This window comes from Ruegeria sp. CDSB086 (assembly GCF_059611065.1).
This window is the reverse complement of the sequence record NZ_JBXWOV010000011.1, coordinates 49,395-69,514: the sequence shown is the minus strand read 5'-3', so window position 1 is coordinate 69,514 and position 20,120 is coordinate 49,395. Positions and strand designations below refer to the sequence as shown.

At 58.0% G+C, this 20,120-nt stretch carries 17 protein-coding genes; 8 read left to right on the top strand and 9 right to left on the bottom strand.

Going from position 1 to position 20,120, the window contains the following annotated elements; translation table 11 throughout:
- Positions 1-49: 49 nt before the first annotated feature.
- Entirely contained in the window at positions 50-673 is a 624-nt protein-coding gene (locus AC2FIO_RS19805; protein ID WP_496699704.1) for a class I SAM-dependent methyltransferase, read from the top strand.
- Between the two features lie 31 nt (positions 674-704).
- Here the strand turns inward: AC2FIO_RS19805 and hmuQ are convergent, their stop codons facing one another.
- The 8 genes from hmuQ to AC2FIO_RS19765 form a co-directional block, all read right to left on the bottom strand.
- Entirely contained in the window at positions 705-1,025 is a 321-nt protein-coding gene (gene hmuQ, locus AC2FIO_RS19800) for a heme-degrading protein HmuQ (protein ID WP_058273175.1), read from the bottom strand.
- A gap of 85 nt (positions 1,026-1,110) precedes the next feature.
- A complete protein-coding gene (locus tag AC2FIO_RS19795) occupies positions 1,111-1,488 on the bottom strand; it encodes a DUF2237 family protein (protein ID WP_058279476.1) in 378 nt (125 codons plus the stop codon).
- A gap of 9 nt (positions 1,489-1,497) precedes the next feature.
- Complete coding sequence (locus AC2FIO_RS19790; RefSeq protein WP_282120704.1) at positions 1,498-2,661, bottom strand: serine hydrolase domain-containing protein; 1,164 nt, start codon at positions 2,659-2,661, stop codon at positions 1,498-1,500.
- Between the two features lie 82 nt (positions 2,662-2,743).
- Entirely contained in the window at positions 2,744-3,424 is a 681-nt protein-coding gene (pth, locus tag AC2FIO_RS19785) for an aminoacyl-tRNA hydrolase (RefSeq protein WP_496699703.1), read from the bottom strand.
- Between the two features lie 257 nt (positions 3,425-3,681).
- Positions 3,682-4,338 carry a 50S ribosomal protein L25/general stress protein Ctc gene (locus tag AC2FIO_RS19780; RefSeq protein ID WP_058279479.1) on the bottom strand — a complete coding sequence of 219 codons (657 nt, stop codon included), beginning with the start codon at positions 4,336-4,338 and terminating at the stop codon, positions 3,682-3,684.
- Between the two features lie 267 nt (positions 4,339-4,605).
- Positions 4,606-5,772 carry an alpha-hydroxy acid oxidase gene (locus AC2FIO_RS19775; RefSeq protein ID WP_496699702.1) on the bottom strand — a complete coding sequence of 389 codons (1,167 nt, stop codon included), beginning with the start codon at positions 5,770-5,772 and terminating at the stop codon, positions 4,606-4,608.
- 154 nt (positions 5,773-5,926) lie between these two features.
- On the bottom strand, positions 5,927-6,718 hold the full coding sequence (gene trpA / locus AC2FIO_RS19770) for a tryptophan synthase subunit alpha (protein ID WP_058279481.1): 792 nt from the start codon (positions 6,716-6,718) through the stop codon (positions 5,927-5,929).
- Between the two features lie 78 nt (positions 6,719-6,796).
- A complete protein-coding gene (locus AC2FIO_RS19765) occupies positions 6,797-7,282 on the bottom strand; it encodes an acyloxyacyl hydrolase (protein WP_496699701.1) in 486 nt (161 codons plus the stop codon).
- A gap of 199 nt (positions 7,283-7,481) precedes the next feature.
- On the opposite strand from AC2FIO_RS19765, the gene ychF reads away from it, so the two are divergent.
- The 7 genes from ychF (at position 7,482) to AC2FIO_RS19730 (ending at position 16,056) form a co-directional block, all read left to right on the top strand.
- Complete coding sequence (gene ychF / locus AC2FIO_RS19760) at positions 7,482-8,579, top strand: redox-regulated ATPase YchF (RefSeq protein WP_282170761.1); 1,098 nt, start codon at positions 7,482-7,484, stop codon at positions 8,577-8,579.
- Positions 8,580-8,586: 7 nt separating this feature from the next.
- Positions 8,587-9,096, top strand: a complete 510-nt coding sequence (locus tag AC2FIO_RS19755; protein ID WP_282120700.1) for a GNAT family N-acetyltransferase — start codon at positions 8,587-8,589, stop codon at positions 9,094-9,096.
- Between the two features lie 69 nt (positions 9,097-9,165).
- The gene (locus AC2FIO_RS19750; protein ID WP_496699700.1) at positions 9,166-10,047 is read left to right on the top strand and encodes a LysR family transcriptional regulator; all 882 of its coding nucleotides are present in this window, start codon (positions 9,166-9,168) and stop codon (positions 10,045-10,047) included.
- Positions 10,048-10,132: 85 nt separating this feature from the next.
- Complete coding sequence (locus AC2FIO_RS19745) at positions 10,133-11,836, top strand: NAD(P)H-dependent oxidoreductase subunit E (protein WP_282120698.1); 1,704 nt, start codon at positions 10,133-10,135, stop codon at positions 11,834-11,836.
- Between the two features lie 13 nt (positions 11,837-11,849).
- The gene (fdhF, locus tag AC2FIO_RS19740; protein ID WP_496699699.1) at positions 11,850-14,633 is read left to right on the top strand and encodes a formate dehydrogenase subunit alpha; all 2,784 of its coding nucleotides are present in this window, start codon (positions 11,850-11,852) and stop codon (positions 14,631-14,633) included.
- A 111-nt stretch (positions 14,634-14,744) separates the two neighbouring features.
- The gene (locus tag AC2FIO_RS19735; RefSeq protein WP_496699698.1) at positions 14,745-15,551 is read left to right on the top strand and encodes a cyclase family protein; all 807 of its coding nucleotides are present in this window, start codon (positions 14,745-14,747) and stop codon (positions 15,549-15,551) included.
- The gene (locus AC2FIO_RS19730; protein ID WP_496699697.1) at positions 15,535-16,056 is read left to right on the top strand and encodes a thioesterase family protein; all 522 of its coding nucleotides are present in this window, start codon (positions 15,535-15,537) and stop codon (positions 16,054-16,056) included. The genes AC2FIO_RS19735 and AC2FIO_RS19730 overlap by 17 nt, the downstream gene beginning before the upstream one ends.
- 12 nt (positions 16,057-16,068) lie before the next feature.
- Here AC2FIO_RS19730 and AC2FIO_RS19725 read toward each other — a convergent pair whose 3' ends face one another.
- Entirely contained in the window at positions 16,069-20,106 is a 4,038-nt protein-coding gene (locus AC2FIO_RS19725; RefSeq protein WP_496699696.1) for a translocation/assembly module TamB domain-containing protein, read from the bottom strand.
- Positions 20,107-20,120 lie beyond the last annotated feature (14 nt).

The window sequence follows — 20,120 nt, the reverse complement described above, 5'->3', positions numbered from 1 at the left end:
GCGCGCCCGGGGCTTTGCGCCCCGGGTCTTTCATGCCACGCTGCGTGGTATGCAGGACGCGTCCAGTTCAGATAAACTCGCTCAAAAGTACGATGCCGCAGCCCCCGGCTGGGCGGATAAGATGCGTCTGCTGGGCTATTTTGATGCCTATCTGGGGTTTCTATCGATCGGTTCAGCGGATGATCTAGGCCGGAACGGGCTGGATGTGGGGTGCGGGACAGGTGCTTTTGCCGAGGCACGGGCGGTCATTCAGCCCGAAGGTAAGGTCACACTGCTCGAGCCGTCCGGGAAAATGCTGAAACAGGCCGAGGGTGCGCTGGCCCTAAGGGGCGTTACAACCCATACCGCGCGATCCCGGTTGGAGGATTTTCCACCAGCCCAGCCTTTTGATTGCGTTCTGGCAGCCCATGTCCTTGAACATTGCGATAATCCTACCGATGCCCTGCGCCACATGCGCAGGCAGGCCGCGCCAGCGGCAAAGCTGTGGTTGGTCGTCAGTAAACCACACTGGTGCAACGCGATTATTTGGCTTCAATGGCGTCACCGGTCGTACAGACCGCAACAGGTGGCCAAGATGCTTAAGGAGGCGGGGTGGGTGTTGGAGGCGGAGCACAGTTTTCCAACTGGTCCGCCCTCGCGCACATCGCGCGGCTATCTGGCGCGCGCCGTGTAATCATCAATCCGGTGTTGGCGACATGGATTGATCAGTTCTGATACAAAACCGTTTCGAACCCCTCGAACTGAGGTGGTCCGATCAGAGCCGACTGCGTCTTGCCGTTGCCAGCGTTTTTGTGCGCGTCCCGGAATTGTTGGGATTTGGTCCAGGCCGCGAAATCGCTGCGATTGTCCCAAATCACGTGGCTGGAATACAGCCGATACCCGTCGCCCTCGGGGCCTTTCAGAAGGCGGAACTCCTGAAATCCTTGCAGTTCTTTCAACCGGCTTTCGCGGTCTTTCCAAACGGATTCGAAATCGGCTTCGCTGCCCAAACGGACTTTGAAGCGGTTCATGGCGATAAAGCTCATAGCCTACCTCGTTTTTTGACGGTTTCGCGCTTGCTAAACAAAGTGTCGGCTGGCGGGCTTCTTTGATGTCTTTTTGCCCCTGAGGTCAATCAGGTTCGACGGCATTTTCGCGTAAAATTCCAATAGGGACAATGTCCAGCGCCTGCTGATGCGTGGCCTCCAGATCAACCTTGGGCGCGCAGCCTTCGTCATGGGCCTGCAGGAACCGCCCGGCACACAGGCACCAGTTGTCACCGGGCTTGAGACCGGGAAAATCGAACTCGGGGCGCGGTGTGCTGAGGTCATTGCCAACATACTTGGAATAGGCCAGAAACTCGGCCGTCATGACCGCGCAGACCGTGTGACTGCCCTGATCTTCGGCGCAGGTGTTACAGGCCCCGTCCCGAAAAAAACCGGTCTGTGGATCGCGGGAGCAGGGGGCAAGGACGCCCCCCAGAACGTTTATGCTGTCCAGTTTTTGCATGGGCACACCTTACAGGCTTTGGGCGATTGTGCGGAACATTTCTATGTTTGTTTCGTTGACGCCATCGTCACGGAAACTGCGATCAGCCCCGGTTGAAACGATAACAACACCGCGCGGTTGGTCGAAATAGATGTACTGACCATAAACGCCACGGGCCAGAAACTCGCCTTCATGCGCGCCGACGGGGATCCACCACTGGTAGCCATACCCGATCTCTCCGGCTTCGGTCGGGGCGCTCGGAAAAACGGATTCCGCAATCCATTCGGCGGGCACGATCTGCTGGCCATTATGCTCGCCGTTTTGCAGGATCATCTGTCCAAACCGGGCAAAGTCGCGAGTAGTGAAGTTCAACCCGCCCAAGACGAAAGCCACGCCAGCACCGTCGGTGACATAGTAGCCGTCGCGTTCAAGGCCCAGAGGTTCAATGATCTTTTCGGTCAGCAAGTCAGCCACAGACCGATCCGTCGCACCGCGAACAACCATGCCGATAACGTGTGTGTCGATCGAGACATATTGCCATGTCTCGCCGGGCTCGACGAAGGTTTCGTTCAGCGAGGCGGCAAAGTCATCCAGCTCTCCACCCAGGGCGACGACGCGACCCATTCGGTTGATGTCGGAGTTGTAGTCCAGATAGTCCTCGTCGAAGGTCACACCGCTGGCCATGTTCAGAACATTGCGGATCGTTGCGCCGTCATAAGCGGTGCCCTGCAGTTTCGGGGCGTATTTGACCACCGGATCGTCCAGCGAGTCGATGGCGCCTTCGGCCATCAGGATGCCGAACAGGGCGGACAGATAGCTTTTGGCGACCGACCAGGATATCCGGCGATCCTCGGGGGCGGTCCCCAAATAGTATTCTTCGAACCTGATCTGCCCGTCCTGCATCACCAGCAAAGAGGTTACAGCCCGGTCTTCGACCCATTTGTCCGTGCCCTCGGGCAGGTCAAAACCGGGGCCGTAGGGCAGTTCGAATGTCGCACCTTCCCCCCTTGGCAGGTCGACAGTCAGGAAGGCGTCATCCATGTGAGAGAAGTTGTGAATGATCTTTTCTTCGGAAAACAGAGAGTTCACGGCCATCAGGCGCTGAATCTCTTCACGCTTCCAAACGCCAACGACCACCGCTGCCAGCACCAACATCAAAACGATGCGCAGCACCCATTTCATCAGGGTTCGCATATGTTACCTCCCGCTTTTGGTGTGCATTGGAGCGCGGACTGGCGCAGTTCGCAATTGAGACGTAGCGGCAACATCGTTGGCCTTACTTGAACTTGTCCATCAGTTTTTGCATGGCGGACCTGGTGTCCGCCTCGGGTTCAGGCGTAGCTGCAGCGACCGATTTCGAGGAGGCCGCAGCGGTTTTTGATGACCGTGGCGGTGCGGTGCGCAATGCGACCGCGTTCATGAATTTGCCACCATCGCCATCTGCCAAATGACCAGCACCGTCGGAAACCCCCCGCAAGACGTCTTCCAGCCAATCCGAATCTGCCTTGGCAAAGTCACTCAGGACATAAGGCGAGACCAGTTCCTTACGGCCCGGATGCCCAATGCCCAGACGAACTCGATCATAGGCCGGGCTGATATGGTCATGGATCGACCGCAGACCGTTATGCCCGGCGTGACCTCCACCTGCTTTCGCACGCACCTTACCGGGCGCAAGATCCAGCTCGTCGTGAAAAACAGTCACATCGGTTGAGTCCAGCTTGTAAAAGCGCATAGCCTCACCCACGGATTGACCCGAGCGGTTCATGAAGGTTTGTGGCTTGATCAGCAGCACCTTTTCCGAACCTAGTCGCCCTTCGGCGATTTCTGCCTGAAACTTTGATTTCCACGGGCCGAAACCGTGATCGTCGGCAATCCTGTCCAGTGCCATAAAGCCGATATTGTGCCGGTTCCGGGCATATTTCTGCCCCGGATTGCCCAGCCCGACAAAAAGTTTCATGGTTCTGCTCCGCGCGTCATTGTACGACTTGCTTCCTCATGCCCCGAATTGGATCGGAATTCCAGTGAGACTTCGTCTGCCATTGCCTGTCACTAACAGCAGTAGGTGAGGCGCGCCTGGCCAGTAGGGGCCGTGATTTCAATCCGCCAGAGTGAATGCCGGAGCCGGCGGCAAGCTAGCGCGAAGATCCGCATTCGACAAAAAAAACGGGGCTCCAAAGGAGCCCCGTTTCAAATTCAAGGTACTGAAACCTGAACTTATTCTTCGGCTTCCTGACCGACGACTTCAACTTCGTCTACGGCCACTTCGCCCTCTTCACCCTCTTCGTCATCATCCGTTACCAGACCGGTCGGTGCCGAGATGTTCGCGATCACGAAGTCACGATCGATGGTCGGCTTGGTGCCTTCGGGCAGGTCGACCGACGAAATGGTGGCAACGTCGTTGATGTTCATGCCGGTCACGTCAACAGTGATCTTCTCAGGAATATCACCTGCGGTGCACAGCAGTTCGACTTCCGGACGGACAACGGTCAGAACGCCGCCCTTCTTGATGCCGGGTGCTTCTTCCTCGTTGATGAACTCAACCGGGATGAACAGCGCGATCTTGGTGGTGCGACGCAGGCGCATCAGATCCAGGTGGGTCGGCAGGTCTTTGACGACGTCACGCTGAACGTCGCGGCAGATGACGCGGACGTCTTCCTGGCCTTCAACTTTCAGGTTCCACAGGGTCGACTTGAACCGGCCAGCTTTCAGACGCTTGAACAGTTCGTTGAACGGGATCTGAATCGGCAGCGGTTCTTTGTCGCCACCAAATACAATGCCCGGAACCATGCCGTCGCGGCGTGCCTGACGAGCGGCGCCCTTGCCTGTCCCCGTCCGTTCCAGAGCTACGAGATCAGGAATCTCTCCAGCCATGATAATTCTCCAATGTTAGGGCGGGCATCCTCCAAGGCTGTATGCCCGCGTGAAGCCGCGTCCTTAGCTTGAATTGTCAGGTTTGAAAAGGGGTTTTTAGCGGTCTTCATACTTTGCGAGGCTCTGCCTCGCGCTCCGGGATAATTGGGGCCAGATGAAGAGCGGATCCCCTGCTTCAACGGGCAAAAAATATCCCGGGGGATTCGCAGTTTGCTGCGGTGGGCGTAGTGCCCCCTTTAACATGGCTTGCTGAATGGTTTTGCGAGATCAGGCTTGCCATCGGCCGCCGAAATCCTCGGGGATCAGCAGGTTGTGACGACCCAGACTGCTCACATCCCGCTCGCCGCACAGGGCCATCGTGGTATCCAGCTCTTTGTGGATGATATCCAGCGCGGTGGTGACACCTTGTTGGCCCATCGCACCCAGCCCATAGACAAAAGCGCGACCGATGTAAGTGCCCTTGGCCCCAAGTGCCAGCGCTTTGAGAACGTCCTGCCCGGACCTGATGCCGCTGTCCAGATGGACTTCGACGTCATCACCAACGGCGTCCATGATTTCAGGCAAAACGCGGATCGAACTGAGCGCCCCGTCCAACTGTCGCCCGCCGTGGTTTGAAACAACGATGGCATCTGCGCCCAGCTTAGCCGCCATCTTCGCGTCTTCGGCATCCAGAATGCCTTTCAGGATCACCTTGCCGCCCCATTGTTCCATCAGCTTTTCGACCTTTTTCCAATCGAGGCTGGGGTCGAATTGCTCGGCCGTCCACGCGCCCAGCGATGAGGCATCAGAAACGCCTTCGGCATGACCAACGATATTGCCAAATTCGCGCCGATGTGCGCCCAGCATTTCTATCCCCCAAGCCCATTTGGTCATGAGGTTTGCGATTGTCTTGGCTGTCAGTTTCGGAGGCGCGGACAAGCCATTTTTCAGATCTTTGTGGCGCTGCCCCAGAATTTGCAGGTCCAGGGTGATGACCAATGCGGAACATTTGGCATCCTTGGCGCGCTGGATCAGGCGACCGACGTAATCCTGATCCTTCATTGCATAAAGCTGGAACCAAAAGGGTTTGCTTGTATGCCCTGCGACATCCTCGATCGAGTTGATCGACATGGTCGACAGGGTGAAGGGCACGCCGAATTCCTCAGCAGCCTTTGCGGCCTTCATCTCACCGTCCGCGTGCTGCATGCCCGTCAGGCCCACTGGGGCCAGAGCCACCGGCATCGCAACATCCTGCCCGATCATCTGCGATGCGGTCGAGCGCCCGTCCATGTCCACGGCGACCCGCTGGCGCAGCCTGATATCTTCGAAATCTGAGCTGTTGTCGCGGAAGGTCTGTTCGGTCCAGCTGCCGCTTTCGGCATAGTCGAAAAACATGCGCGGCACGCGGCGTTCGTAGATACGTTTCAGGTCGTCGATATTGGTAATAACGGGCATTTGTTTCGGCCTTCGCGGAATTGGTTCTTTTTGTTTACCAACCATTTGAGGCCGTCGCAACGTCGGGACTTTGCGATGCGACGCCACGATTTCCGGGCAAGAAAAAAACGCGGCCGGACAGGGCCGACCACGTTGAAATTTGATCAGGCCTCGCTCAGGCCGAGTGGGCGCCGTCAGCCAGAGATTTCACGAAATCCAAAACTTCGCCGGTGGGCTTGCCCGCAGCGATCTGGCTGACGATAGCGGAGCCAACCACTGCACCATCAGCAACAGTTGCGATTGCCTGTGATTTTTCAGGTGTATTGATCCCGAACCCGACGATCACTGGTAAATCGGTTGCGGATTTGATGCGGGCGACCTCGGGGCCAACATTTGTGGCTTGGGCTTCGGCCGCACCGGTAATGCCGGTGATTGACACGTAATACACAAAACCCGAAGTGTTCTGCAGAACGCGGGGCAGGCGTTTGTCATCGGTGGTTGGCGTGGCCAGACGAATGAAGTTCAATCCAGCAGCCTGCGCAGGCAAGCACAGTTCTTCGTCTTCCTCGGGCGGCAGGTCGACGACGATCAGACCGTCAATTCCGACCTCTTTGGCATCTGCAAGGAACTTATCGACGCCGCGGCTGTAGATCGGATTGTAGTAGCCCATCAGCACAATCGGAGTGGTGTCGTCGGTCTCGCGGAAAGCTCGGGCCAGATCCAAAGTCCGCTGCAAAGTCATGCCGCTGTCCAGTGCGCGTTGACCGGCGGCTTGGATCGTCGGGCCGTCTGCCATCGGATCGGTAAAGGGCAGACCCAGTTCGATGACATCGACACCTGCGCCGGGCAGGCCCTTTACGATTTCAAGCGAAGTTTCGAAATCCGGGTCACCGGCCATGATGTAGGCGACGAACGCCTTCTTTCCCTGTTCTTTCAGAGCGGCGAACTTGGCGTCGATACGGGTCATAAGCTGTCCTTGCAATCAGGTTCAGGCCTGATGTGCAGAAACTTTGAGGGGAAATCAATCCCGCCGGGGCAGATTGCTTCAGAACGCGTAATGATACCGCAGCAAAACGGAGTTGACGCCCGGGTTATCGTCCTGTGTGCTTGCGTTCGATTTGTGAGTAATTGCCAGGGACACGCTGTTGCCGTTGTTCAATGTGTAACCGAGGCCCAGCAAGCTACGAATCTGGAATTCACCACCCAGATCGTTGAGTGTGTCACCTTCTGAAAAATACCCAGGCATAACGCTTCCTTCGACGAACCAACGGTCGGCAAAGGTGTATGTCCCGATCAGGCCAATCCCGATATGTACGTCGGCGGCGGTATCTATGGTCAGGGCACCACCCCATGTGGCGGAAAAACGCGTGGCCTCGTGAAAGGGACGGTGATGGTATTCGAGCGAGATTACGGCTTCATCGTCAGAAAGGCTGTCAGAAAAATCCGAGAACCCGGCGCCAAAGACAACGGATTGAGCGTGCGCCGCTTGGGCAGCTAAAAACAGCGCAACGGTAGCAGTTAAATACTTCATATCTCATATTCACTATTTGTTTGTTCACAAAGTCTTACATGGTGAGCTTAGTGTGTTGGTTTCAATCCGGGCAAGATCACGAATGCGCAACTGGGTCGTGATGTTGTAATTCGGATCAGCGGCGCCTTTTGCAGTCCGGCTTGCGCATTGCCTCGGACCTGCATAGAAGCAGCGCTCGAATGTTATGCAGGAGGCCGTCATGGGCTTTAAAATGGGAATCGTGGGTCTGCCGAATGTGGGTAAGTCGACCCTCTTCAACGCGCTGACCAAGACCGCAGCTGCTCAGGCGGCGAATTTCCCGTTCTGCACAATCGAACCCAATGTGGGTGATGTTGCCGTGCCCGATGATCGGCTCGACAAGTTGGCGGCGATCGCAAGCTCGAAACAGATCATTCCCACGCGGATGACCTTTGTTGATATCGCTGGTCTGGTGAAGGGCGCCTCGAAAGGTGAGGGGCTGGGCAACCAGTTTCTGGCCAACATCCGTGAAACCGACGCCATTGCCCACGTGCTGCGCTGTTTCGAAGATGGCGATGTGACCCACGTGGACGGCCGCGTCGATCCCGTGGCGGATGCCGATACCATCGAGACCGAGTTGATGTTGGCCGATCTGGAAAGCATCGAAAAGCGCCGCGCCAATCTGGTGCGCAAGCTGAAAGGCAATGACAAAGAGGCGCAGCAGCAGGAACGTTTGCTGGCCGAAGCGCAAGCGATGCTGGAAAACGGCAAACCCGCGCGTCTGGTCGAAGTCTCTGACGAAGACGCCAAAGCATGGACGATGCTGCAGCTGCTGACCACGAAACCGGTTCTCTATGTCTGCAACGTGTCCGAGGAAGAAGCCGCCGAGGGTAACGAATATTCCGCCCGCGTGGCTGAAATGGCCGCCGCTCAAGGCAATTCCCACGTCATCATCAGCGCCAAGATCGAAGAAGAGATTAGCCTGCTGGAAGAAGACGAGGCGCAGATGTTCCTGGAGGAAATGGGTCTGGAAGAGCCCGGTCTCGACCGACTGATCCGCGCGGGTTACGACCTGCTCAAGCTGGAAACCTATTTCACAGTCGGCCCGAAAGAGGCCCGCGCCTGGACCATCCGCACGGGCACCGCTGCGCCACAGGCCGCTGGTGTGATCCATGGCGATTTCGAAAAAGGTTTCATTCGCGCTGAGACGATCGCCTATGACGACTACATCGCTGCGAATGGCGAACAGGGCGCGAAAGAGGCGGGTAAGATGCGGGCCGAAGGCAAGGGCTATATCGTCAAAGACGGCGATGTGATGCACTTCTTGTTCAATACCTGAGCGCCGATTGACCCTGCGTGAAGCGGACCATTCAGATGCGTCGAGCATCGCTGCGATCTCGATTGAAGTCTGGATCGGCACCTATCTCAAACGCGGGGTTAGCGGTTTTTTCGCGGATTACGCGCTGACCGAGTTCACGCCAGCGCGTATCGCTGCCCTGATCAGCGATCCGGAAGAGTTCATCCTGGTGTCGAATAATTCACAGGGGATCGACGGGTTCATTCGCGTCTCTCCGGTCTGTGACGCCCCTGTCGCGGGGTGGTCGGGTATGGAAATTTCGACGTTCTATGTTCAGCCGCGTCATCACGGCAAAGGGATCGGCACGCGCCTGCTTGCGGCAGCGCTGACGCATTGCCGAGAGCAACGGGCCGATTCCGTCTGGTTGACCACGAATGCAGAAAACGATCCGGCCATCGCCTTCTATCTGGCAAATGGGTTTGTACAGATTGGCGAAACCGAGTTCCGGATCGCAGATCAGGGTTATCTCAACAATGTCTATGCCTTGTCTTTGACCTGAACGCATCGCTTTCCCCCAACGTAAAAGCCGCTAATCTGGGTTTCTGGCCTCACCTTGGGATACCGAAACATGATCGAAATCCGCGACCTGCAATTGCTTAGCGCTTTGGCGCGGCATCGTCATTTTGCCAAGGCGGCCGAAGAATGCGGGATTTCTCAGCCAGCGTTTTCCATGCGCATTCGGAATCTCGAGGACCGGCTGGGTGTCTCAATCGTGCGCCGCGCCAACAGGTTTCAGGGTCTGACTGAAGAAGGCGAGATGATCGTCCAGCGAGCGCGGCGCATTCTGGATGAGACAAAGGCGCTGGAACAGCAGGTTCTGGCCTCAAAGGGTGAGATTACCGGGACACTCAAACTTGGCGTGATCCCAACCGCGATTGCCTTTACCGGACGGCTAATCAAGCGGCTGCATCAGGCGCATCCGCGCGTTGTCACACGGATCGAAACCATGTCGGCCTCGGCCATTCAGCACCGGTTGGACGAGGGTAGTCTGGATGCGGGTATCACCTATGGCGACAGCATTGGCACCGACCTGCGGCAGGTTCAGCCGCTATACGAAGAGACTTACGTGCTGTTGATCCCGTCACATATGACCGATGAAACCGGACCGATCCCATGGACAGAGGTCGCCGAGTTTCCACTCAGCCTGCTTGAGCCGCAGATGCAGAACCGTCGCATTCTGGACCGCATCTTTGCTGAGCAGGGCCTCCACCCCCAAGTGGTCGCTGAAACCAGCGGCTTTACAGCCTCAATGGTCATGGCGCGTGAAGGGCTGGCAGCCACCGTTGTCCCCCGCGTTCTGGTTCGGGCGCTGGGTGAACTTAAGGGTACGAAAGTGCTGCCTCTGGTCGATCCTGTTGTAAGTAAACCGATTTGTCTGGCCACCTTAAGCCGAGACCCGGAATTGCCTACGGTTGGGGCTTTGCGCGCTGTTGTGACGTCTTTGCGGTGATAAGGTGTCGTTATCGTGCGATAGCGATAAGCGATTTGACGATATACTATTCTGATGAGACACGGAGCCTTAATCGGAGGGCATCATGGCACCATTAGATACCAAGCCATCAGGCGCACCCAAGGGCGTCTGGAAGTCAGGTAAAGGCAAAGGGCGGCATACGCCCAAAGGCCGTCAGTTCACGGATGAGGCGCAGGCCGAGATTGCGCGCCTACTGGGCGACCGCCCGCGTCGTCGCGATCTGTTGATCGAATTCCTGCATTTGATCCAGGATGAGCACGGCCATATCAGCGCCGACCATATCGCCGCGCTGGCGGTTGAGATGCGGATCGGTCAGGCCGAGATCTACGAGACCGCGACGTTTTATGCCCATTTCGACGTAGTGAAAGAAGGCGAGGTGCCGCCGCCTGCCTTGACGATCCGTGTCTGCGACTCTCTCTCCTGCGAAATGGCCGGTGCCCAGCAGTTGCAAAAGGCCCTGGAAGATGGCTTGGACGCATCCGAAGTGCGTGTAGTGCGCGCGCCCTGCATGGGGCGTTGCGATACGGCCCCGGTGCTTGAGATTGGTCACAACCACATCGACCATGCGACCCCTGAAAAGGTGCAGGCCGCAATTGCCGCTGGTGATACTCACGCCCATCTGCCCGATTACGAAACCTTTGCCGCCTATGAGGCAAACGGTGGCTACGCCAAGCTGAAAGAGCTGCGCGAGAGCGGCGACTGGGAGAAAGTACAAGAAGACGTTTTGTCCTCAGGCCTGCGCGGTTTGGGTGGTGCTGGCTTCCCGTCCGGCAAGAAATGGGGCTTTGTACGCATGAACGAAGGCACCCGCTATCTGGCCGTGAACGGTGACGAGGGCGAACCCGGTACCTTCAAAGACCGTTATTATCTAGAGCGTGCGCCGCATGTTTTCCTTGAGGGTATGCTGATCGCTGCTTGGGCGGTCGAGGCAGAGACGTGCTTCATCTACATGCGTGACGAATACCCGGCGGTGCTGGAAATCCTCGCCCGCGAGATTGCCGCGTTGGAAGAGGCCGGGATCGTCGAAAAGGGTTACATTGACCTGCGCCGGGGTGCTGGTGCTTACATCTGCGGTGAAGAATCCGCGATGATCGAGTCGATCGAGGGTAAGAAGGGCCTGCCGCGCCACCGTCCTCCGTTTGTGGCGCAGGTTGGGGTCTTTAATCGTCCGACCTTGGTGCACAATGTCGAGACGCTGTATTGGGTCTCGAAGATCTGCCGCGAAGGGCCGCAGATTCTGAACTCTGTCGAAAAAAATGGTCGCAAGGGCCTGCGCAGCTATTCAATCTCGGGGCGGGTGACCAAGCCGGGTGTTTACCTGCTGCCTGCGGGTTCGACCATATTGGACGTGATTGAGGCCGCTGGCGGCATGATCGAAGGTCAGACCTTCAAAGCGTATCAGCCGGGTGGTCCATCCTCGGGTCTGCTGCCTGCGTCGATGGACGATATCCCATTGGATTTTGACACGCTGCAGCCACATGGCACCTTTATCGGATCCGCCGCTGTGGTGGTTCTGTCCGATCAGGACACCGCACGCGATGCAGCGCTGAACATGCTGCGCTTCTTCGAAGATGAAAGCTGTGGGCAGTGCACGCCTTGCCGGGCGGGCTGCGAAAAGGCTGTGAAGCTGATGCAGGCTGACAAGTGGGATCAGGATCTTCTGGAAGATCTGTGCCAGGTCATGGGCGATGCCTCGATCTGCGGTCTGGGGCAGGCGGCCCCGAACCCGATCCGTCTGGTCATGAAACACTTCGCTGACGAAATCTGAGGGAGACAGAGCCATGCTTGATGCAAGCCCAACCAAGACCGTCACCTTCAACCTGAACGGCGATGATGTCACCGTGCCCGAGGGCTGGACCATCTGGGAAGCCGCCAAGGGGCAGGGGTTCACGATCCCGCACTTATGTCACAAGCCTCAACCCGGCTATAAACCGGATGGCAACTGTCGCGCCTGTATGGTCGAGGTGGAGGGCGAGCGCACTCTGGTCGCCTCGTGCATCCGTCCGGCTGCGGACGGAATGGTGGTAATAACCGATAGCGACCGGGCCGAGAAATCGCGCGCCATGGTCATGGAATTGCTGGTCGCCGACCAACCCGAAGAGGCGCACGATAAATCTAGCCACTTCTGGGAGATGGCCAAGCTGAACGATGTCAGCGACAGTCGCTTCCCGGCGAAAGAGGCCGAGAAGATCCCTCTGCTGGATGACAGCCACGTTGCGATGCGCGTCAATCTGGACGCTTGCATCAACTGCAACCTCTGTGTCCGTGCTTGTCGCGACGTGCAGGTGAATGACGTGATCGGCATGGCCGGTCGCGGACACACCGCGCAGGTGGTGTTTGACCAGAACGACCCGATGGGGGATTCGACCTGTGTCGCCTGTGGTGAATGTGTTCAAGCCTGCCCGACCGGTGCGTTGATGCCAGCCACTGTGTTGGACGAAAAGCAGCAGGGCGACAGCAAAGACTACGATTCCGAGACCGAAAGCGTCTGCCCGTTCTGCGGCGTCGGCTGCAAAGTCTCGCTGAAGGTCAAGGACGGCAAGGTCAAGTATGTCGAGGGCATCAACGGCCCGGCCAACGAAGGCCGCTTATGCGTCAAAGGCCGCTTTGGTTTCGACTATATCCACCACCCACACCGCCTGACCAAACCGCTGATCCGGCGTGAGGATGCGCCTGCAAAAGGGTTGAATGTCGATCCGGGCAATCTGGGCACTCATTTCCGCGAGGCGACTTGGGAAGAGGCAATGGATCTGGCGGCCACCAAGCTGAAGGCGCTGCGTGATGAAGATCCGCGCAACGTTGCTGGCTTTGGTTCGGCCAAATGCACCAACGAAGAAGCTTATCTTTTCCAGAAGTTCATTCGTCAGGGCTTCAAGCACAACAACGTCGACCACTGCACCCGTCTGTGCCATGCCTCGTCCGTGGCGGCGCTGATCGAGAACGTGGGCTCAGGCGCGGTGACGGCCACCTTTAACGAGGTCGAGAACTCGGATGTGGTTATCATCATCGGGGCCAACCCAATCGAAAACCACCCCGTGGCGGCAACCTACTTCAAGCAGTTCACCAAGCGCGGTGGCAAGCTGATCGTGATGGACCCGCGCGGCGTCGGTATGCGCAAGTTCGCAGACGAAATGCTGCAGTTCCGCCCCGGTGCCGATGTTTCGATGCTCAACGCGATCATGAACGTGATCGTCGAAGAGGAACTGTACGACAGCCAGTACATCCACCGCTGGACCGAGAACTGGGAAGCCGAAAAAGAGCATCTGCGCGCCTTCACACCCGAGGCGATGGCGCCGATCTGCGGCATTGAGCCAGATCAGTTGCGCCGTGTCGCGCGTACCTTCGCGCAGGCCAAGGCTGGTCTGATCTTCTGGGGTATGGGCGTCAGTCAGCACATCCACGGCACGGATAACTCACGATGCCTGATCTCGCTGGCATTGATGACCGGCAATGTCGGTAAACCCGGCGCCGGTCTGCACCCGTTGCGCGGTCAGAACAACGTCCAGGGAGCCTCGGATGCGGGCCTGATCCCGATGTTCCTGCCGGATTATCAGTCGGTTATGGATGACAGTATCCGGGCCAAGTTCAACAACGTCTGGAACTCGGACGACTTCTCGAACGAGAAGGGCCTGACCGTCACCGAGATCATCGATCAGGCGTATGCGGGCAACATCAAGGGCATGTATATTCAGGGCGAAAACCCGGCTATGTCCGACCCTGATGTTGGTCACGCACGGGAAGCTTTGGCAAAGTTGGAGCTGATGATCGTGCAGGATATCTTCCTGACCGAAACGGCCAACTATGCCGACATCATCCTGCCTGCCTCGGCGTTGTATGAAAAGAACGGCACCGTGTCGAACACCAACCGTCAGGTTCAGCGTGTGCGTCCGGCTGTGGCACCTCCGGGTGAGGCGCGTGAGGACTGGAAAATCACCGTCGAGCTTGCGCAGCGCATCGGGCTGAACTGGGATTACACCGATGTAAGCCAGGTGTTTGATGAGATGAAGCTGACCATGGCGTCGCTCGACAACATCACCTGGGAGCGGCTTGAGACCGAGACGATCACCTATCCGTCGCTCAGTGAAACCGATCCGGGACAGGCGATCGTGTTCGGTGATGGCTTCCCGCGGACAGATGGACGGGCCAAGTTCACCCCCGCCAGTGTCATCCCGCCGGATGAAGCGCCGGATGAGGAATACCCGATGATTGCAACAACCGGCCGTCAGCTGGAACACTGGCACACCGGGTCGATGACTCGCCGGTCCAACGTTCTGGATGCTGTGGAACCGGAAGCAAACTGTTCGATGAACCCTCGTCAGCTGAAACTGATGGGGATCGAGCCGGGCGAAATGATCCGTCTCACCACCCGTCGTGGCTCGATCGAGATCATGGTTCGAGCCGACCGGGCGATCGCCGAAGATATGGTGTTCATTCCGTTCGCCTATGTCGAGGCGGCGGCGAACATTCTGACCAACTCGGCCATCGACCCGTACGGCAAGATCCCCGAGTTCAAGTTCTCGGCCATTCGCGTCGAAAAGATCGAAGACGCCATCGCGGCGGAGTAAATCCGTCAAATACAGTATTGGAAGGGCGGCCCATTGGGTCGCCTTTTTCTTTCCTTGACAGCAGCTTACCTGCAGCCAACCCTGTCACCGTTATTGGTGGAGGAGTATTGCATGGCACGCCGTTTCGTCGATTTATCCGTTCCGTTGGAAACCGGGATTGTGTCCGATCCGCCGATCATGCTGCCGGAAATCGAATATCTGGCCCATGACCAGACCGCCGAACAAGTCATGTCCTTCTTTCCGGGCCTGCAGAAAGATGATCTGCCCGGCGGCGAGGGCTGGGCCATCGAACGCCTTCAGATCGCCACGCACAATGGCACCCATCTGGACGCGCCCTACCATCATCACTCGACCATGAACAAAGGCGAGCGCGCGATCACCATTGACGAGGTGCCGCTGGAATGGTGCATGAACCCCGGCGTGAAACTGGATTTTCGCCATTTCGACGATGGTTATGTGGCGACAGCCGCCGATGTCGAAGCTGAATTGAAACGGATTGGCCACGAATTGCAGCCGCTGGATATCGTCGTCGTGAATACCTCGGCTGGCACGCGGTATGGGCATCGGGACTATCTGGCCAAAGGGTGCGGCATAGGGCGCGAGGCAACGCTGTACCTGACCAAACGCGGGGTTCGCGTGACAGGAACTGACGCCTGGAGCTGGGACGCACCGTTTCCATTGACCGCGCAGGAATATGCTGAAACGCAAGATGCATCGATTATTTGGGAAGGGCACCGGGCCTCGATGGAGGTTGGCTATTGTCACATGGAAAAACTGACGAACCTTGAAACCTTGCCGCCAACTGGGTTCGAGATTTCCTGTTTCCCGTTCAAGATCAAAGGGGCTTCAGCTGGATTCATCCGCGCGGTTGCGATCTTTGAGACCCAAGAAGGAGCACTTGATGCAACTGACGCCTGAAACGCTGGCCGGACATGACGGACCCTATGATGCCCCGCTTGTATTCCGCGGGTTCAAGGCGCGCCCCGAGTGGATCGATTATAATGGTCACATGAACGTGGGCTATTACGGCGTCGCCTTTGACAATGCGCTAGAGCTGTTGATGGTGGATCATCTTGGGCTGGGTGAGGCACAGGTCAATGCGATGGGGCAGGGGCCCTATATTTTGCAATCCCACATGAATTTCCTGCGCGAAATACTTGAGGGTGAGGCCTTTAGCATCCGGTTTCGGATGCTGGACGCAGATCACAAACGCGGCCACTATTTCGCACAGATGGTGTCTGAAAAAGACGGTACTATCTGCGCCACTCAGGAAGCGTTGTTCATGAATGTCAGCCATACGACCGGCCGGTCGGTTCCCTATCCGGACTGGGCCGTCGCGCGTCTCCAGAGCATGGTGAGGGATCATGCGGCGATCGACCCGGCCCCAGAGGTCGGACACCCGATCGGCATCCGCAGAAAGTGAACTGAGGCCTGCTTAGTAGTCGCGCGAAAAAAAGACCCCAACACCAGTCTCACCCCGTCCATCTACAGTGCCTTTCACAGTGAAACTGTCGGTAACGTCCAGGTTCAGGTTCACCTCGGTGTCGCCTTCTGTGTTGACGGTGAAATCGGTGTAGAGGTTGTCGCTTAGATACGCCCCGGCGCCGAGCCGGCCCGCGCCACCGTCGGACACGCCGATGTCCACGGTGTCGACGCCCGTAGACTCGCGCAGGCCTTTGGTCGCGTCTCCGCCAGCGCCGCTGAGTTGTGCCAGCGAGGCCGCCATCTGAGCGATTACGAACGGTGACAACTCTGAGAAGCGATTACCGAACAGCAGCATGGCCAAAGCTTCCTCGGCCGGGCGCTCCGGGTCGGAAAAGACGTTGACCTCGGGCGAGTCCAGTGGTCCGGCGATCTCGATCGTTGCCGTGCCATCAGAGGTGCTGGTCGAGGATTCGAACTCGATATAGGGCGTCAGGTCCCCCTGCAGCGTAACAATGCCTTTGGTCAGTGCCAGTCTGCGGCCAAGAATGTCAAAATTACCACGGATCAGCTCGATCTGACCGGATGGAATGACCGAGGTAGTGGTGCCGCCGATGTGGATTTTTCCTCCCAGCTCTGCGTTGACACCACGCCCGCGGACAAACACGGCCTTGGGCGCCAAAAGACTGACGTCCAGCGCGATACGTGAAGCGCTTTTGCCTGCGCCTTCTTTTTCGACCAGACCAGCGCGCTCACGGGTGACATAGCCCGCCTGACTTTCGTTTACGTGCACGATGTCCGGAATGGGTGCCGCCCCCACGGCACCTGATGCAGCCGCGAGGTTGATATTGGTTTCGCCAAACGTGATCTGTCCAGCGATCGAGCTGTTACCCGCCAGCGCCCCGGTCATAGCAATTTGTCCGTTCAGCGTGGTTTCATACAGCAACTGATCGGTCAGTACGAGGCTGTTAAGGGCGGTCGTGATATTGGCATTGAATGGTGGTGAAAGGTCTACAGGCCCGCTGACGGTAAAATTGCCGCCTGCCCGTGGTCCGCCACTTAGGGAAATCGTGGCGCGGCTATTCGCAAGTTGGACCGATCCGCTGATGCCAGTGATCGTCTGTCCTGCGCCGGGAATTGCCAGCGACGTACCGGAAGTGGTGATCGAACCGGACAGGGATTCCAGTGCCGGTTTGCCAGACAGGGTAAGGTCATAGCGAGCGCTGCCGTCGATCTTGTTGGGCGTGATAAAGATATTGGCAATGCCAAGATTGACGCCGCCAACGGCTTTCATGTCCGCTTCTCCGGTGCTTTCGTCGAAGGTACCAGAGACTTTGCCGCTAATCTCCGCAGGCCCGTCGGCTTGGGCGTCGATTGTCCAGACACCCTTGTTGCGCTTAGCGCTGCCATTGGCGGCCACTGTACCCGGAAACTCAGGTACAAAACGCTCGATCCGGTTGAACTTGGCGTCAAAGTCCAGATCCGCCGACCCATCGCTGTCCACCGTCCCGGCAAGCTTGGCGTATGAGCTGTCGGGGCCATTCAGGTTGACCGTGCCTTCCACGCCCTTGGATGTCGGGGCAACGTTTCCATCCAACGTCAGTGGACCGGACATCGTGTTCAACACCCGCGCCAGATCGTCCAATTTGACCGAGAAATCCAGCCCGCCCGCTTGACGGTCCAGCTTGCCCGAAGCCGTCGCGGTTATGGCCGTTCCGTTCAGGCGGAACGTTTGAATGCTAAGGCCATCTTCCCCATTCTGTGCATCTACGGACAGGGTCGTCTGGCCCTGAATCAGCTTGTCCACGGCCTCGATGCCGGTCTGAATGTCGTTGGCATCGAGATTACCTTGAACATCGAAGGCTCGGGTAGACAGGGTACCGTTGCCTTGCACGTTTGCCGCGATCGAACCCGCCAGATCACGCCCGGCCAAACCGGAAAACAGGGACAGGTTCGGCACGCTCAATTGCGCTTGCCCATCTGCCGACAGATCTCCGGTAGGGTCGTCGACGGTTGCCTGAACCTGTGCGCTAAGGGCGCGGCCATTCACCGAAGCGCTGCGGATGTCGATACTGTCTGCGGTTCTGGCACCGTCCCATTCGATCTCGGTTCTGCCGGTCAGTAGCGGGTCAATATCGGCCATGCCGGTCTTGACGTTCTGACCTGTCACGCTGGCCGTGCCGTCAAATTCCAGCGATTGTACCGTGCCTGTACCGTTCACGGTCGCCTGTAGGGAACCGCCAAGGTCGCGTTTTGCCAAGCCAGAGAAGACCGACAAGTCCGATGCGTTGACCCGGGCCTGCCCATCAATGGTCAGGTTGCCGTCGGGCGTCGTCACAACACCGCTGGCCACGGCTTTGGCGGCCTCACTGTCCAGATCGAATTCACGGATAGTTATGCCGTTTGTGCCGCGGCTTGCGTCCAGAGTGATCGTGGTCTCTCCGGTGATAACCGGGTCGATATCGTCACGGCCAGTAGACAAGTCGCGGCCCTGAACCATGACTTTGCCGTCAAAGCTGCGTTCCAGCGGTGAACCTTTTCCGGTCACACTGGCCGAGACCTGCCCGCCAAGATCCAGCTTGGCAAGGTCCGAAAAGCGCGACAGGTCTGTTGCGTCCAGCTTGGCCGTCCCGTCGACCGTCAAGCCGCTGGTCAGACCTGAGATCAGCGCGTCCAGTGCCAGAGTGTAGTCAGAGCCCACAAGCTCGAACCCAGACAGTTTCAAGGACTGGTCGCTGCTATAGTCGAATTGGCTATCAAGCGTGATGCGCTCGCCCAAGGCCGTGGTCAGCGCGTCATCGGCCATGTCTATTCCGCCGACCGCGATTTGTACGTCGCCATCGACAGTCAGAACCTCGCCCTGATCCAGGGTGCCTTGCGCGGTGATCCGGGCATCACCCAGCTTGGCCTGAGGGGACGCGAATTCGTTGGCCGTCAGACTCAGATCCCAAAGATTGCCGTTCTGGCGGTCAAACAGGGCCGAAATCTGTGCCGCCTTGAGCGATGTGTCGCCTCCTGCCACCGGCAGAACGACGGCTTCCCCATCTGGCGGGGTGATGCGCCCTTGCAGGGCGGCCAGTTGCAATGTGCTGCCTTCGCCCAGCTGCAATTCACCCTTCAGATCCAGTGCCTGCGTGGTGAGTTCCAAATCCGAGATGTCCAGCGCGCCCTCGGGCTTGGTCTGGCCATCGACATAAAGCCGTGATTTTGGGCCGAAGAACGGATCGATGTCCTCCCCCAGAAAGGGTGTCAGATCGCCGTTCAGATCAGCGGTGAACGCAATGCCGTCCGCTGCGCCACCCTCGGCCGCCTGCAGCTGAACCTGCCCAGTGACGCGCATCTGGTTGTCGCTGCTCAGCCCAATATCGGCGGTAAAATCCGTCAGAGGACCCGCGCCCTTGGCTGCCAGGCCGATCGGCGGGCTGTCGGGGATCTTCAGCGCGGTTGAAATCAGACCACCAGAGGCTTCGTTCACCTGTAAATCCAGGTTGATCTCACTTGTAGAGTTCTGGAACCCGGCCGCCAGCTTGATCTCATCCCCTGCGCGGTCCAGTCGGATCACGTCTAGATTGGTGTCCAGCGCCCCATCTGCCAGCGACAGGTTGCCTGTCACGCTCAGATCAGCGGCGACACCGATCAATGGCTCACCAAGAGACAGTTCATCCACTCGAATTTCACCGATTTCGATGGAAACTGGCAGTTCGGGCAGTTGAAACGGTTGCGTTTCCGCCGAAGCAGGTGGTTCTTCCTTGGTCGTTGTGCCCGGTGCACGGGCAATATCGATTTCCTGCGCGGTCAGAGAGTTGACCGAAAACCGGCCGCGGATAAGCGCCAGACGGTTCCAGTCAAGTTCGGCGTCCTTGATGGTCAGCCAAACACCTTCATCATCGGCAACTGTGATCTCTTCAATCGTCGCGCGCGCGCTCAGCGCGCCTTGCAGGCCCTTAACGGTCACGTTTTGGTCGTCGCCAGAGAGCGTATCCTGCAGGAAGTTCTCCAGCATGCTGCCGCCTTCCTCCTGCGCGGCAAGTGGCAGAGGGGCAGACAGCATCAGCCCCGAAAACA

Coding starts and splice junctions, on each gene's coding strand:
- AC2FIO_RS19805 (WP_496699704.1), top strand. CDS start 50: ATGCAGGACGCGTCCAGTTCAGATAAACTCGCTCAAAAGTACGATGCC.
- hmuQ (WP_058273175.1), bottom strand. CDS start 1,025: ATGAGCTTTATCGCCATGAACCGCTTCAAAGTCCGTTTGGGCAGCGAA.
- AC2FIO_RS19795 (WP_058279476.1), bottom strand. CDS start 1,488: ATGCAAAAACTGGACAGCATAAACGTTCTGGGGGGCGTCCTTGCCCCC.
- AC2FIO_RS19790 (WP_282120704.1), bottom strand. CDS start 2,661: ATGCGAACCCTGATGAAATGGGTGCTGCGCATCGTTTTGATGTTGGTG.
- pth (WP_496699703.1), bottom strand. CDS start 3,424: ATGAAACTTTTTGTCGGGCTGGGCAATCCGGGGCAGAAATATGCCCGG.
- AC2FIO_RS19780 (WP_058279479.1), bottom strand. CDS start 4,338: ATGGCTGGAGAGATTCCTGATCTCGTAGCTCTGGAACGGACGGGGACA.
- AC2FIO_RS19775 (WP_496699702.1), bottom strand. CDS start 5,772: ATGCCCGTTATTACCAATATCGACGACCTGAAACGTATCTACGAACGC.
- trpA (WP_058279481.1), bottom strand. CDS start 6,718: ATGACCCGTATCGACGCCAAGTTCGCCGCTCTGAAAGAACAGGGAAAG.
- AC2FIO_RS19765 (WP_496699701.1), bottom strand. CDS start 7,282: ATGAAGTATTTAACTGCTACCGTTGCGCTGTTTTTAGCTGCCCAAGCG.
- ychF (WP_282170761.1), top strand. CDS start 7,482: ATGGGCTTTAAAATGGGAATCGTGGGTCTGCCGAATGTGGGTAAGTCG.
- AC2FIO_RS19750 (WP_496699700.1), top strand. CDS start 9,166: ATGATCGAAATCCGCGACCTGCAATTGCTTAGCGCTTTGGCGCGGCAT.
- AC2FIO_RS19745 (WP_282120698.1), top strand. CDS start 10,133: ATGGCACCATTAGATACCAAGCCATCAGGCGCACCCAAGGGCGTCTGG.
- fdhF (WP_496699699.1), top strand. CDS start 11,850: ATGCTTGATGCAAGCCCAACCAAGACCGTCACCTTCAACCTGAACGGC.
- AC2FIO_RS19735 (WP_496699698.1), top strand. CDS start 14,745: ATGGCACGCCGTTTCGTCGATTTATCCGTTCCGTTGGAAACCGGGATT.
- AC2FIO_RS19730 (WP_496699697.1), top strand. CDS start 15,535: ATGCAACTGACGCCTGAAACGCTGGCCGGACATGACGGACCCTATGAT.
- AC2FIO_RS19725 (WP_496699696.1), bottom strand. CDS start 20,106: ATGCTGTCTGCCCCTCTGCCACTTGCCGCGCAGGAGGAAGGCGGCAGC.